This is a genomic window from Candidatus Chloroploca sp. Khr17 (genome assembly GCF_004138165.1).
Taxonomy (GTDB): domain Bacteria; phylum Chloroflexota; class Chloroflexia; order Chloroflexales; family Chloroflexaceae; genus Chloroploca.
The window spans coordinates 59,191-74,195 of the sequence record NZ_RYFF01000017.1 but is presented as its reverse complement, the minus strand read 5'-3'; the positions used below and the strand labels follow the sequence as shown (position 1 = coordinate 74,195).

Genomic DNA, 15,005 nt, shown 5'->3' with positions numbered 1-15,005 from the left:
TGCGGTTGTTGCCATTCTATGCGATACTAACGAGAGAGAAAGTAGCAACTTGCGCCAGCATAGAAATCCACTCCAATGAAACACACCTTCTACCGGATCGTCCTCACGCTCTTTGTTTTGAGTATCGCCCTCGTTGCCTCAACAACCACGGTGCCAGCGGCTTCAACCGTGTCGGGCAGTGGTACGTCAAACCCGCTCACCGACCGAGTCATCGTACGCGTGCGCGACGAGGCCGGGGTGCAGGCACAGCTTGCCGCCGATCCCACGACCTTCACTGATGCCTTGGGCACACGCGTGCAGGCGAGCCTGACGTATGTGCGGCCCTTCGATGCCACCACCCATATCCTGGGCGTGGTCGGGGTGACGACGCAAGCCAATTTCGATCGCCTGATCCAGCGACTGGCTCAGGATGCAGAGGTTGAAGCAGTTGCTCCCGATACGCGGATCTTTGCGCAGATCGAGCCACAAGATCCGGGGTATCAAGCGTATGGCTGGTCCTTCAAATCAGTGACGCCGAACAATTACGGAGCCAACCTGCCCCCCGCGTGGACGGTCACAACCGGCAGTGCCAATATTGTCATTGGCATTGTTGACACGGGCATCCTGCTCAACCACACAGATCTGGCGGGGCGCCAGATCCCAGGCAACCCTGGCTATGATGTCATTGACGACCAGGCTGTCGCAGGCGACGGCACTGGACGTGATGCCGACCCGAGTGATCCGGGTGACTATGTCACCGAAGCCGAGGCAGCCTCGGGGCCACTCGAAGGGTGCGAAGTGAGCGATAGTAGTTGGCACGGCTCACATGTTGCGGGAACCATCGGTGCCCAAGCGAACAATAATCGCGGCCCCGCTGGGGTCAACTGGGTCTCACCGATGGTGCATGTACGCACGCTCGGCAAGTGCGGCGGCTATATTTCTGATGTGCTGGATGGGCTCTTGTGGGCTGCCGGCGAACCCGTGGTCGGCCTCCCGTTGAACCCCAACCCGGTTCAGGTGGTCAATATGAGTCTGGGTGGCGGCGGGACGTGCAACAGCTTTATCCAGGAGATCATTGATCGGGTGGTGCAGCGCGGCGTCGTGGTGGTCGTTGCAGCCGGCAACGAAAATAGGAACGTCAGTCAGACGATCCCGGCAAGTTGCAATGGGGTGATCAGCGTCGCTGCGACCGCCCAGTCAGGTAATCGGGCTGGTTATAGCAATTATGGCGAGTTGATCACGCTGGCGGCCCCTGGAGGAGATCTGCGCTATGACAATGCGATCTATTCAACGATCAACAGTGGGCGGCGCGGCCCCGAAGCGGATGCGTACGGGTTCTATCAGGGTACGAGCATGGCGACCCCGCACGTCGCGGGCATTGTCAGCCTGATGCTCTCGCTCAACCCGCTGTTGACCCCTGCTGAGGTGCGGACGATCCTTGAGGCCACCGTCACACCGTTTCCTGCTGGCAGCACATGTATTGGGGACTGCGGAGCAGGCATCATCAATGCTGGTCAGGCCATCGAAGCGGTCGCCCGCCAGATGCGACGGGTCAGTTTTGCGACCGAACAGAGTAGTACACGCGAAGGCGCAAGCGTGACAGTCACGCTCAGGCTCAACCTGCCTGCCGCCGAGCCGGTCATCATTCCGCTGACGATTGGAGGCGAGGCACAACCTGACGATTATACGCTGAACCCAGCCCAGGCGAGCTTCCCGGCGGGCGCGACCGAGACACAGATTGTGGTCGCGGCACGCACTGATACGCGGCAAGAGCCCTCTGAGACGCTGATCCTGGGCTTGCAAAGCACCACACAGGCAACCCCAAGTGCGCCGATGCAGCATATGGTGGTTATTGAAGATGTGCCGGTAGAGCCAGAGATCACCGTTACACCTGCGAGTTTTGCCTTTGGGGAGCAACAGGTTGGTACGACGAGCACCTCACGACGGATCGAGATCCAGAATAGTGGCAATGCCACCCTCGTCTTACAGGGCCTCGCGGTGAGCGGAGCGTTCCAGCGGGAAGGCGGCGATTGCCCCACGCTCTTCCCAGCGGATCTGGCCGAGGGTTCAAGTTGCAGTGTTGACCTGGTCTTCAGCCCAACGCGGATCGGGCTCCACACCGGAAGTCTTGCCATCAGCAGCAATGCAAAGGATGCCCCCACATCAATCGCGTTGAGCGGGCGCGGTGCTGTTCCAGCGCTTGGCTACACGCCAACGTGGCTACATTTTGGGGAGGCTTTTGTGCCACAACTGGTGACGATCACCAATCCGGGGCGGGCACCGCTGGTCATCAATAGCGTGACGATCAGCGACACCTTTAGCCGTCTTGAGGGAGGGAGTTGTGCCGCGACCTGGCCGGACACGCTCGCCCCAGGCGCACATTGTACCCTCCAGATCACGCCCGTTGTGACCGGGGCCACCAGTTATAGCGGCACGCTCAGCATCGCCAGCAACGTGCCAGGTGGACCATATCAGCTTGAGCTCACTGGTGGCGCGCTGATCACCGCGACGCATTCAGCGGTCATCAGCACCACGGCGCTGACCGTCACCGACACGACGATGACGATGGAAGCCACCTTGCAACGCACCGAGGGCATCACCGAAGCAGTCAGCCTTGCCTACCGAGTCATTGGTGAACGACCTGACGGCCAGGGCAACCTTGTGCTGGCACGCGCAAGCGTCACCTTTGCGCCCGAGGCAAGCGAGGCGACCTTACGGCTCAACTTCGACCGTTTCAGCCTCTATGGAGTGCGCAGCTTGCTGCTGGAGCTCGGCGAACCAGCGCTGGAAAGAGAGGTCGGTACCAGCGTCCAGGTTGCGCTGCCGCTCGAGGAGGCCTTTGTGTTCTTGCCGTTGATCAGGTAGGGGCTAGCGGCAATACGTTGCAAAGAAGGGCTGACGGACGGCATAGCCCCCTTCCCAACGGGGTGAGGAGCCAGACACCCTCCCCCAGCGGGGGAGGGATGGGGTGGGGGCGAAAGGCTTCATTGCGAGGTTCGTGCATACCGCTCCCGCCCCAGTTTTCAGGGATATGGGGTATGCTTGCTTGACCGTTTGGAGTGCCGACCGATGGTCTTTCAGCAAATGATCCGCTCTGAACCCGATGCCGTGGGGCTGAAGCCCTCGGCTCGGGGAAGCGAAGCCCGCCTGCGCGGGCTAGACCGGATTCATTTCTGGAAGATCATAAGTCGGCACTCCCATTACTGCAAACTGTCAAGCTGATTTGAAACAGGTCTTACGGCTCGATCATCACATCATTCAAGAACACTTGACCGGTCGTAGGGGTCACGATCAGCCCCTTGACCCAGGTGCGGGCAGCCACGAAGCGTCGGTTTTGCCAGAGCGGAATTTCGACGACATCGTCAACCCACATCTTCTGTAGTTCGGCATAGGCAGCGCTGCGCTCTGCCGGGTTCAGGATCTGGCGTGCGGCCTCCAGTTGCGCCTGCGAGGCCGGATTGTCATACTTGGCAAAGTTCCAGAATGGGGCACCGAAGGCCAGGGCGAAGATATCGGGATCACGCCAGCCGATGACGTCGAAGCTCAGATCGAAGTCGCCTGCGGTGAGCGTCTCGTTCACCAGTTTCGCGTCCTGCACCACGATCGTGAGATCGATACCGATCTCCTTCAGCTGGCTCTGGAGGACCTGGGCGGCCAGATTTGCTACCGAATCGTCGCTGATCAGCAACTCCACCGCAAAGGGCTGCCCGTCCTTTTCGACAATCCCATCGCCGTTGCTATCGGCCCAGCCAGCCTCAGCCAGCGTTGCCCTGGCCGCAGCGAGATCATAGGCAAATTGCTGCTGGGCATACGCCTCGGCTTCGGGGCTGTAGGCGATCATAGCCTGGTTGATGAAGGCATACTGCGGTGCCGCAACATCGCCCAGCACGGTGGACAGCGCCTCGCGATCGATAGCGTAGGCAATGGCCTGGCGGACGCGCAGATCGCTAAACAGGGGATGCTGATGGCTCATCACGAGCCCGGTGTAGCCGGGTCTGGCCAACTCGTACAACTGGATGTCAGGGTTGGCCCGTAGGCGCTCGATGGCAGAGGCCGGCACATTCATGATCAGATCAACGGCACCGGTCTCCAGCTCGCCGGCCAACGTTGTGTCCTCGGGGATCGCGCGCACGTACACTTCCGTCAGGTGCAGAGGGCCTTTGTTTTCGACAAAGGGCAAATTGGTCTGATAGTTGTCGTTGCGCACCAACAACAGGTCACTTCCAGGCGTGAACTCCGCGACGACAAGGGGGCCGCTGGCGATCGGGTTGATCGCAAACGCCGGATCGCCCACTTGCCTGGCGAGGGCCACATTCCACGGGCCACCATAGACGGTCTCCAACACCGCAAAGAGCGCTGCCGGCGGGGCAGTGAAGGTGGCCTCAACCGTGGTGGCGTCTACCACATTGATCGCAGCCAACGATTCCAGATCGGAACCAAAGGGGCTGATCTCCTTGTAGCGCAACCAGGAATCTTTCAACGCCTGGGCATCCAGCGGGTCGCCGTTCGAGAACGCCGCACCTTCCGGTAGGACGATGGTCAACACCGTGCCATCGTCTGAAAATGACCAGCTTTCGGCCAGATCAGGGATCAATGCGCCGGTTTCGCTGTCGATCCGCACGAGGGTCTGACCGATCTGTTCTACATCCAACTGGGCGCCATCGTAGCTCTGGTGGGCATCCAGAATATCGGGTAATTGGGGGGCAGCAGCCACCAGACGGGTTCGTGCGGCAACCGTGGGGGCTGCGGTCGCCGCCGCTGCGTTTGTGGCCTCAGGCGCCTGGGTCGGCGGGGCGGTGGAGGTAGCAGGCGCACCGCAGGAAACCAATACGCCCAGGACGAGCAGAGAGATGATCGCGAACTGCCAATGCCTCATGGTGTCCCTTCCTTATCATTAATCATTGCGAGATCTAGACTGGAACTGAAAATGTCAATCAGCGTGATAACCACCGCGCCGCCGATCGGTTTTTGTCGCCCGGTTGTTTGAGCAACGGCATTGATGCAATGCTCACACCGGTCAGGAATTGTCCGGCGAAAAAGATCTCGACAATCACAAAGCCGGCGTGAAAGAAGAGGACGCCGCCGGCGCTGGCCACGCTGAGCGCCCCAGCAACGCGCAGGTTTAGCTCCAGATTCTTGTGGAGCTCGTCTACCAACTCAAGAAGAGTGATCAACTGCTCAAGATGGGCGTCCATCAGCACCACCTGGGCCGTATCGGTCGCAGCAGTCGTGGCCCCGTGCAGCGAGATCGACACGTCAGCTTTCTTCAGCGCAATCGCGTCGTTGATGCCATCGCCGATAAAGCAGACCGAGCGCCCTTCCGCTTTAAGCTGGCTCACCAGATCGGCCTTATGTTGCGGCAGAGTATTGGCGAAGTAGCCATCCATGCCGAGCTCTCTAGCCAGGGTCTGGGTCGGTGCCTCCTGATCGCCGGAGATGATGTAGAGCTTCTTGCCCATGCGGCGCAAGGCCTCCATCACCTGTTGCGCCTCGGCCCGCACAGTCGTGCGCAGCTCTAGCGCGCCCACCAGCCCTGCATCCGTGGCCACAAAGACCAGCGAGTGGCCCTGCGCCTGACAGTGGGCAATCAAGGCTTGCATAGACGCCGGAATACTAACTCCCTCCAGTTCCATGAAACGCCAGCTCCCGACGCGCACCGGGAGAGCATGCGGTTGGTCAGCGAACGCTTCGATCACCTGAACCTTAATCCCGTAGCCAACTTCGTAGTGAGCGTCGGCAACCCTGGGGATGCGAAGCTGCCGTTCGTCGGCGGCAGCCAGGATGGCCCGGGCGATCGGATGAACCTGCCGGTGTTCGGCGGCGGCGGCCAGCCGCAAGATGCCCTCCTCGTCCAGCTCGGCGCAGAGATGAATCCCAATCAGGTGAGGTTGCTCGATAGTGAGGGTGCCGGTCTTGTCAAAGACCATCGTATCGACGCTACGCAGTTTTTCCAGCGCCTCCCCATCCTTCACCAGGATGCCCCGGCGCGAGCTGTCGTTGAGGAAATTCAGCAACGTCAAAGGCGCCAGGCCCAGCATACTCATAACGAAGTTACAGCCCAGGATGGCGAAAGCGGCGGCCGGGCCGCCTACAATAAAGCCAAGGCCGGAGCCGATAAGCATCGGCACAAGCGAGCGGTCGGCAAGCTGCGCCGCTCGCTCTTCGATCGAGGAGCGATAGCGGGTCGTACGGTTGAGGATCTCCTTGATCTGGGCGGCCGTGGTTTCAGTGCCGGCCCGCTCGACGCGCACCAGGATGCGCCCCGACAGCACGATGGTGGCGGCCAGCACGCTATCGCCAACGCCCAACTCCACCGGCTGTGCTTCGCCCGTCAACATATGTTGATCAATCGACGCCGCCCCTTCCACAATCACCCCATCCACGGGGATCATCTGGCTCACATCGATCACGAGCACATCGCCGACCTGCACCTGCTCAAGCGAGGCTTCGATCTCTACGCCATCAACCAGCATCCAGGCCTGGCGGGGCTGTCTACCAAAGATATCTGCCAGTTGATCCTGGGTGTAGGCTTCGCTGAGTACTTTGACCTTGCGTGCAAAGGTCATCATAATCAGACCGAGCGCGCCAATGACCAGATAGCCCCCGAACCACATGCCGGCAAAATAGATCAACTCGACGTGCGTGGAGCTGAATTTCCGATCATGCACCGCCTGCTTATAGGCGACCTTGGCTGAGGGGATCATGAGATACAGCCCGATGGCACTAGAGAAAATCCACACCGGTATGCTCAGCAGACTAGAGAGCCCCGCCAGCCCCAGGCCGAGCATACCGATAGCCAGCGAATGGTTGGCTTGCCTCTGCTGTGGGCTTAAGTCCAGATCCCGGTTGCCCAGCAAATCGCGCTGCTGTGCCTGCCGTCGTCGGCCAAAAAGCGGGTCAATATGGTCATACACCCAGCGCTGATAGTGATTATCGACTATCTCCAGACGTGCGTGGAACGCAGCCCACAGCCGGATCGCCTCGCGTCGCACCTCCGTCTGCGGCAAGCCCGTGAAGGCATTGGGGCGGTTCACGGCCTTGACTTCCGTGTCGGCCAGCACCACAGCCAGATTGCGACTGTGGATGCGGCCAGTACGTGCCCGGATGAGCTTTTGGAAGGACGCATCCATCCTGGTGAAAGCAGCAGCAGTTTCGTACTGTATTGTTTTGCCAAAATCACTTGTTTTTTCGCCAAAATTCGCAGCAACTTTTGCCATGTCAGAGGCAAATGGGTCACGGGGGGGTGCGGCTGCGAATCGGCCATCGGTGTTGGTTAAGTGGCCGATCAAGAGGGTACGCGGAGCAAGGGTGAAGACACCACGTCCAATGTTTTTCTGGCGTTGTTTCATAAGTTTTTGTATGTTTGTTTCGGATCGAATATGTCGCGGATACCATCGCTGAGGAGGTTGAAGCCAATAGCGGTCAGCAGGATCGCCAACCCCGGAAAGGTCGAGATCCACGGCGCGTCCTGCATATAATTGCGACCCTCGTTCAGCATAGAGCCCCACTCGGGGGTGGGCGGTTGCACGCCGAAGCCAAGAAAGCTGAGCGCCGCCGCCATCAACAATGCGCTGGGCAAGGTCAACGTGACCAGAACCAGCAGCGTAGGAAGAAGATTGGGTAGAATATGGTGGCGTATAATATGGGCATGACTGCTGCCCATAGCCATGCTGGCGAGCACATATTCCCGCTGCCGTATAGACATGACTTTCGCCCGGGTCACGCGGGCGAAGGGCACCCAACTGACCAGCGCGATGGCGATCACGGCCTGGAACAGGCCGGCGCCCACCGTCGCGATCACCGCCATCGCCAGAACCAGCGGGGGGAAAGCCCACACAATGTCGGTCAAGATAGCGATGGCGACATCAAGCCGTCTACCAAAGTAGCCTGCCAGTATCCCCAAGGGCACCCCAACCACCAACTCGATGACAACCACGATCAGCGCGACCAGCAACGCGATGCGCGCCCCGTACAACAGGCGGCTCAACAGATCGCGGCCCAGGCTGTCGGTACCCAGAAGAAAGCGCTCGCTCGGTGCGGCGCGGATGAAATCGAGGTGCTGCGCATCGTAAGGATAGGGGGCCAGATAGGGTGCCAGCAGCGCCGCCATAGTTATCGCCCCAAGGATCAGCAGCCCCACCAGCGCCGCACGGTGGCGCCACAACCGCCGCAGATCCGTTTGCCATGGCCTGCGTGCGGGCCGATCCGGCATAGGGAGGGGGCCAGCCTGCTCTGTAGGCTCTTGTGGTGCGGGTGCTGTCGAAGTAATCATGCGCGATGAATCCGCGGATCGAGCAGCGCCGTCAAAATATCGCCGAGCAAGTTGGCGAGCACGGTGCTGATCGCGATAATCAAAAGAATGCCCTGTACCACGGGAAAGTCTTTTTGCATTAACGCCTGGTACATCAGACGCCCCACGCCGGGCCAGGCAAAAATCGTCTCGACAATCACCGCGCCACCCAGCAGCCACGGGAGGCTGAGGGTAAGCAAGACAACCACCGGGATCAAGGCATTGGGCAGGGCGTGGTGCAAAAAAACCCAGATCGGGTGTTGGCCCTTTGCCCGCGCCGTGCGAATATAGTCTTCGTGCAACACTTCAAGCATCTCGTTGCGCACCAGGCGCGCCAACGACCCCATCTGCGGCAGGGCCAGGGTCAGCACGGGCAATACGAGCGCCCCCGGGCTCTGATAACCGGAAAGAGGTGCCCAGCGCAATTGCAGCCCAAAGACGAGCACAAGCATCAGGCCCAGCCAGAAACCGGGCATCGAAAACCAGAAGACGGACAGATAGGTGATCAGGGTATCCAGCCAAGTATGTTGCTTGATTGCCGCCAACATGCCCAAGCCGATGCCAGCCAGCGTGCTCAGGGCAAACGCAACCAGGGTCAGGCGCAGCGTGAAGGGTATTTGCTCGCCGATCAAATGAATGACCGGGCGCTTGGCCGCAATAGAGATGCCCAGATCCCCCTGCACGACGCGGCCGAGCCAGCGTCCATACTGTACGAGCAAGGGCCGATCCAGCCCCAGTTGCGCCCGAATCTCCTGCACGCGCTCCTCTGAAGCGCGCAAGCCCACCATAGTGCGGACAGGGTCGCCCGGCGACAGAAAGAGGATAGCAAACACAAGCAGTGAAACTCCCAACACCACGGGGATGGACAAGAGCAAGCGCTGGAACAAGTAGATGTGCATAACGGATTCTATTTGCTTTTCAGTTCATCCAGGGGAAGATGACAGGCGATGGTGTGACCATCCCCAGCATCCTGCCAGGGGGGAATCACCTCTTCGCAGATCGGGCCTAGCTTGTACAGACAACGGGTATGAAATGGGCAACCAGCTGGCGGATTGGCCGGACTCGGCAGTGATCCGGTGAGACGAATGGGTGGTTGTTCGCTCGTATCTGCTGCGATCACTGCCGAGAGCAGCGCTGCGGTGTAGGGATGGCTGGGTGCAGCAAAAACCTGGGCCGCCGTCCCAATTTCGACTAATCGGCCGAGATACATCACACCAATACGGTCAGCGATATAGCGCACGACACCCAGGTCGTGCGACACAAACAGATAGGCACAATTGCGTTCGCGTTGCAAATCAACCAGCAGATTCAGGATGGCGGCCTGCACCGACACATCCAGGGCCGAGACGGCCTCATCACAGACGATCAGATCCGGCGCGCTGGCAAAGGCGCGGGCAATCGCAACGCGCTGTTTTTCGCCGCCGCTTAACTGACTGGGATAACGCCAGGCATAACTGGCATCCAGGCGCACAGAGGTGAGCAATTCGCTCACGCGTGCCTGCCGTTCAGCACCATTTTTTAGGCCAAAGCGCTGCAACGTACGATCCAGAATGTATCCAATCGCATGGTGTGGGTTCAAGGTTGTATCGGGCTGCTGGAAGACCATTTGCACCGCCCGGCGCACATGGTCAGGGCGTTCAGAGGCAGGCAGCGTCACATCGCTGCCCTGAAATACGATCCTGCCCTCGCTGGGGGTCAGTAACCCGACCACACAGCGCCCCAGCGTCGTTTTGCCACAGCCGCTCTCACCCACAAGCGCGACGGTCTCGCCTTCGTGAACGGTCAATGAGACGTCGTTCACTGCCCGTACCATCCGCTGCTGGCGACCGAAGAAGGCCGTGGGTTGGGTTCCGTAGTATTTCGCGAGCGTGTCGATTGCCAGCATGGGCATGTGCCGCTCTTGCGGTCGGCCATCCACGCGATGCAGCACGTCCTGATCGGTCTGAAGGCGCTCATGCGAGCGTCGGGCAGCGATCTGCTCGGCAAAGAAGCAACGTACCGCATGGCTAGGTAGCTCGATGCTCGCCACAAGATCAGGTTCCTCCTGACGGCAACGGTCATGGCTAAAGCGACAACGGGGATGATAGACGCAGCCCGGAGGCAGCTGGGTTGGCAGCGGCACGCGGCCCTCGATGGTTCGTAGGCGACCATGGCGGTAGTGCCGATCCAACTGAGGCACACATTCAAGCAGATCAAGCGTATAGGGATGGCGTGGCCGGCGAAATACCGTGTCGATAGCGCCGGACTCAACCAATTGGCCGGCATACATCACCCCGACATGATCGCACACCCGGGCAATCACATTCAGGTCGTGGCTAATATAGAGAATCGCCGTGTCAAACGTTTGTTTGAGTTCATTGATCAGATCCAGCACCGCTGCCGCCGTGGTCGCATCCAGGCCGGTGGTCGGCTCATCCATAATCAGCAGAGCGGGGTTGGTAATCAGCGCCATCGCAATCACCACGCGTTGCTGCATCCCTCCACTGAGTTGATGCGGGTAGCGGCGCATAATCGCTTCGGGGTCGGGCATATGCACCCGTTCAAGCATCGCCAGCGCCCGTTGGCGGGCCACCGCTTCATCGGCCTGTTCATGCAGGCGAACCAGTTCCATAATCTGCACATCAATGCGCAGCGATGGGTTCAGCGCGGCCAGCGGGTTCTGATAGACCATGCCGATGCGTCGGCCACGCAGGCGGCGTAACTCATCGGCAGACAGCGTGCCGACATCCTGACCCTGCACCAACACATGCCCGCCACTGATGCGCCCGTTGCGTCCCAGGTAGTTCATAATCGCCAGCGCGGTGGTACTCTTGCCGCAGCCCGATTCGCCGACCAGCCCAAAGGTTTCGCCGGGCCTGATCGTGAGCGACACACCATGCACGACATTGACCCAGCGGCCATACTGGCGGTAGGCCACTTGCAGATCCTTGATCTGTAGCACAGGATTTTCTGGGGAGGCGAGCGAAGCGTGCGCGGGTGGCGTTCCCGGCAGCAGCCCCGTGGCCGGGTCGGGGCTGCGGAGCTGGCGATCAGACGTACTAGCGGGATCGAAGGCCGCGCTCATCCCATCGGCCAGCAGATTGACCCCGATAACCAGCGAGGCAATTGCCAGAGAGGGAAAGACCATCACCCAAGGTGCCGTCAGGATAAAATTACGTCCTTCACTCACCTGCAAGCCCCAGTCAGGTGCCGGTGGCTGCACACCCATGCCCAGGAAACTCAGCGCACTACCGATCAGGATGGCATAGCTCACATTCAGGGCTGCCTCGACAACAATCGGCCCTCTGGCGTTGGGAAGGATCTCGCGGACCATAATATACCAATTGGTCTCGCCGCGCAGGCGAGCCGCATCAACAAACTCCAGCTCACGTACCGCGAGGACAACGCTGCGGACCACACGGGCAATTGGTGGCATAGTCACAATACCAATGCCAAGAATAACGTTGATCAGGCTTGGCCCAAGTGTACTCAGCAACAGCAGCGCCAGCAACAAGGTCGGAAAGGCCAAGAGGACATCCATTGTCCGCATCAGCCAATTGTCGATCCAGCCGCGATAGTAGCCAGCCACCAGGCCAACCGTAACGCCCAGCAAAAGACCGAGGGCCGTCGCCGAGCCGGCGAGCACCATAATATCGCGACTACCCACAATCACGCGGCTAAAGACATCACGGCCAAACTGGTCGGTGCCGAACCAGTGCGCTGCCGAGGGCGGCTGCAGGGTCGCCTGCAGATTCTGGGCCGTATAGGCATACGGGGCCACGAACTCACCGGTCAGGGCCAGAAAAACATACAGCCCCACCATCAACAAGCCGGCCAAACCCGCCGGATGCCGGTAGAGCAGCACAAAACCCTGCCCAGCTCGGGCCAGGCGCGACGGGCGAGAGGTAACGGCATCGGGCGGCACCTGCGTATGATGGGTGGTTTCCTGAATTGAGTCACTTGATTCTTGAAGCATACACTTTTACGCTGAGCGGTTGGCGGCTTCGCCGTCAAACGTGCAGAGAACCCTACCCATAGCGAATACGCGGATTTAAATAGTAATACAGCAGATCCGCCGCCAGATTGGCCAGCCCGAAAATCAAGGTCACAATCAGCACACTGGCCTGGAGGAGCGGAATATCCTGATTGCTCGCCGCCAGCAGCAAGAGGCGTCCCAGACCAGGATAGGCAAAAACATTCTCGACGATAATCGCGCCGCTCATCAAGAAGCCGACATTAAGGGCAATCACGCTGATTGTGGGCAACATGGCGTTTTTCAACGCATGGCGCCACACAACAGTGTGGAGCGGCAAACCCTTGAGGATGGCCGTGCGAATATACTGGCTCTCCATCACCTCAATGATGCTGCTCCGGGTCTGGCGGGCAATATGAGCCAGCAAGGCCATAACCAGGGTCAGGGTGGGCAACACCAGAAACCGGGCCGCTTCAAGCGGGCTGATATCAGGCTCGATCATGCTCGACGAGGGCAACAGACCCAGCCAGGATGAAAAGAGCATAATCAGAAAGCTCGCGAGCACAAAGCCGGGCAACGAGAGCGTAAGCAGCGTACCGACCGTCACCAGTTGATCCGGCCAGCGGTCACGCGTCAAGCCAGCGATAATGCCGAGCAGAATGCCCAGCGGCACACCGATCAAGAGCGTCAGGCCGGCGATTAGCACCGTGTTAGAGAAGCGCTGCAACACCAGTGGGCGCACCGGCACATTCAAATAGAGCGACTCGCCCCAGTCGCCCATCAACATGCCTTGGAGCCAGCTGAGATAACGAACCAGAGCGGGCTGATCAAGATCGAGCTGGGCACGCAGCACCGCCAGCGACTCTGGTGTGGCATACTGGCCTAAAATCATCGTCGCCACATCGCCCGGCAAGACTTCTGTGACCACAAAGACGAGCACCGAAACCGCAAACAGCGTCAACAGCACCATGGCAAAGCGTTGCAACACAAATCGTAGCATCGGGTGTTACCTGGGTAGACCTCGTTCGGCTACGCCAAACCAGGATTGACCCGGTTGGTGTGGGTTCATGACTTCGCCGCGAACCCACACCAACCATTGTCAAGTGGATGTGAACTTTGTCTTACTGGTACTTATGCTGTGGTTAGCCAGGTCTCATCGAAGTACATCCAGCTTGTGGGGATCATCTGTACGCCCTGTACGTTGGCCTGTGTCGTAGACAACAGGGATTTGAAATAGGGAATGATCTCCCCACCTTCGTAGCTAATCAGTTCTTGTATCTCGCGATACATCGCTTGGCGCTGTGCTGGATCAGCTTCGCTACGTACCTCCGAAATCAGGGCATCCAGTGCCGGATCCTGGATCCCCGTTTCAAGCCAGGCTCCATCGGATCGATAGCCCATATGCAGGAGCATATCGGCATTGGCAAACACCGACCATTTACTGGTGAAGAAGTTCGTTTGCATAAATACTTCCGTCCAGTAGGTTTCGCCTGGATGGCGCTCGATAGCTACCGTAATGCCAGCGGGCTTGGCCATCTCTTGAAAGGCCACGGCCATTGGCACCATACCAGGGCGCGAATCCGATGTGGCGAGCGTAATTTCCAGGCCATCGGGGTAGCCGGCCTCGGCCAACAAAGCCTTGGCCCGCTCGGGATCGTACGCGAGCGGCGCAATGTCCGCCCAGGCCGGATCATTTGGCGCCACCGGCTGATCATTACCGGCCACACCATAGCCCTGCAGCACGGCCTGCACCATGCCCTCGCGATCCACACAGTGTTTGAAGGCCTGGCGGACACGCACATCATCAAAGGGGGCGCTGGTAACATCCATAACGAGCGAGTTGTGTTCGCCGCTGGGCGTCTTGAGCACACGGAGATCGGCGCTCTGCTCTAGGGCCGCCACAACTTCGGGTTCGATCTGCCAGATTACATCGACAATGTTGCTCCGCAGCGCCTCGATGCGGGCAGCCGAATCGGCAATATACACAAAGCGCAGTTCGTCGAGATACGGGCGGGGCGCATTCCAGTACGCTTCGTTGCGTACCATGGTGGTCTGTTCGCCGGCACGTTGCTCACTGAAGCGGAAGGGGCCGGTGCCAGATGGTTCAGTCGCCAGTTGTTCGGCAGTCCGATCGTGCGCCACAATCAGGAACCAGCCCAGGCTGGTATACGCGGGAAAATCGGTCGTTGGGGCATTGAGATAGAAGCGAACCGTCGTATCATCCACTGCTTCCACCCGATCAACCATATTCATCAAATTCAGCCCCGGCGATCCCATCTCCGGATCGAGGGCACGCTCATAGGCAAAGACAACATCCTTGGCGGTGAAGGGCGTACCATGATGGAACGTGACGCCCTCGCGCAGGGTAAAAGTCCAGATCATGTTGGTTTCGTCCGGCTCCCAGGCTACAGCCAGGCCGGGCTGTGGCACCTGATTTGCATCCAGGCGCACCAGGTGTTCATGGGTCGCCAGGGCAACGTGGAGATCCTCAAGCCTAGTTATCAGAGCCGGGTCAAACACGCCTCGTGGGATCACGAACGCCACCCGCAGAGTGCCGCCGCGCTGTGGTTCGCCAGCCGCTGGCGCTGGGGCGCTTGTACTCTCTGCTCCTTGCTGAACTGTGGGTGCACCGCAGGCTACCAGCGCTGCGGCGATCGCGGTACCTCCCAGCACCTGGAGAAAATCGCGGCGGGTGAGCAGTGTGAGCCGTACATCGTTCTTGGTCATCTGAATTCCTTCCTGATTCTTTTCCTGCTGTGCAAACAGGGCGCAGCAGATACGTCA

General features: G+C 59.6%; 8 protein-coding genes. 1 reads left to right on the top strand and 7 read right to left on the bottom strand.

Annotation, left to right across the window (positions count from 1 at the left end; translation table 11 throughout):
• The first annotated feature begins 75 nt into the window (after window positions 1-75).
• Window positions 76-2,844, top strand: a complete 2,769-nt coding sequence (locus EKD05_RS12070; protein ID WP_129673011.1) for a S8 family serine peptidase — start codon at window positions 76-78, stop codon at window positions 2,842-2,844.
• Window positions 2,845-3,214: 370 nt separating this feature from the next.
• Here EKD05_RS12070 and EKD05_RS12065 read toward each other — a convergent pair whose 3' ends face one another.
• The 7 genes from EKD05_RS12065 to EKD05_RS12035 form a co-directional block, all read right to left on the bottom strand.
• Entirely contained in the window at window positions 3,215-4,855 is a 1,641-nt protein-coding gene (locus EKD05_RS12065) for an ABC transporter substrate-binding protein (protein WP_129673009.1), read from the bottom strand.
• 58 nt (window positions 4,856-4,913) lie between these two features.
• On the bottom strand, window positions 4,914-7,439 hold the full coding sequence (locus tag EKD05_RS12060) for a heavy metal translocating P-type ATPase (RefSeq protein ID WP_129673007.1): 2,526 nt from the start codon (window positions 7,437-7,439) through the stop codon (window positions 4,914-4,916).
• The gene (locus tag EKD05_RS12055) at window positions 7,325-8,251 is read right to left on the bottom strand and encodes an ABC transporter permease (protein WP_205703931.1); all 927 of its coding nucleotides are present in this window, start codon (window positions 8,249-8,251) and stop codon (window positions 7,325-7,327) included. The genes EKD05_RS12060 and EKD05_RS12055 overlap by 115 nt, the downstream gene beginning before the upstream one ends.
• Window positions 8,248-9,168: an ABC transporter permease gene (locus EKD05_RS12050; protein WP_129673005.1), complete on the bottom strand. Its 921-nt coding sequence runs from the start codon at window positions 9,166-9,168 to the stop codon at window positions 8,248-8,250. The genes EKD05_RS12055 and EKD05_RS12050 overlap by 4 nt, the downstream gene beginning before the upstream one ends.
• Before the next feature lie 8 nt (window positions 9,169-9,176).
• Window positions 9,177-12,224 carry a dipeptide ABC transporter ATP-binding protein gene (locus tag EKD05_RS12045; RefSeq protein ID WP_129673003.1) on the bottom strand — a complete coding sequence of 1,016 codons (3,048 nt, stop codon included), beginning with the start codon at window positions 12,222-12,224 and terminating at the stop codon, window positions 9,177-9,179.
• 52 nt (window positions 12,225-12,276) lie between these two features.
• Window positions 12,277-13,221, bottom strand: a complete 945-nt coding sequence (locus EKD05_RS12040; protein ID WP_129673001.1) for an ABC transporter permease — start codon at window positions 13,219-13,221, stop codon at window positions 12,277-12,279.
• Between the two features lie 131 nt (window positions 13,222-13,352).
• Entirely contained in the window at window positions 13,353-14,948 is a 1,596-nt protein-coding gene (locus tag EKD05_RS12035; protein WP_129673071.1) for an ABC transporter substrate-binding protein, read from the bottom strand.
• Window positions 14,949-15,005 lie beyond the last annotated feature (57 nt).

Excerpts from the sequence above, each read along its gene's own strand:
- EKD05_RS12070 (WP_129673011.1), top strand. The coding sequence starts at position 76 with ATGAAACACACCTTCTACCGGATCGTCCTCACGCTCTTTGTTTTGAGT.
- EKD05_RS12065 (WP_129673009.1), bottom strand. The coding sequence starts at position 4,855 with ATGAGGCATTGGCAGTTCGCGATCATCTCTCTGCTCGTCCTGGGCGTA.
- EKD05_RS12055 (WP_205703931.1), bottom strand. The coding sequence starts at position 8,251 with ATGATTACTTCGACAGCACCCGCACCACAAGAGCCTACAGAGCAGGCT.
- EKD05_RS12050 (WP_129673005.1), bottom strand. The coding sequence starts at position 9,168 with ATGCACATCTACTTGTTCCAGCGCTTGCTCTTGTCCATCCCCGTGGTG.
- EKD05_RS12045 (WP_129673003.1), bottom strand. The coding sequence starts at position 12,224 with ATGCTTCAAGAATCAAGTGACTCAATTCAGGAAACCACCCATCATACG.
- EKD05_RS12040 (WP_129673001.1), bottom strand. The coding sequence starts at position 13,221 with ATGCTACGATTTGTGTTGCAACGCTTTGCCATGGTGCTGTTGACGCTG.
- EKD05_RS12035 (WP_129673071.1), bottom strand. The coding sequence starts at position 14,948 with ATGACCAAGAACGATGTACGGCTCACACTGCTCACCCGCCGCGATTTT.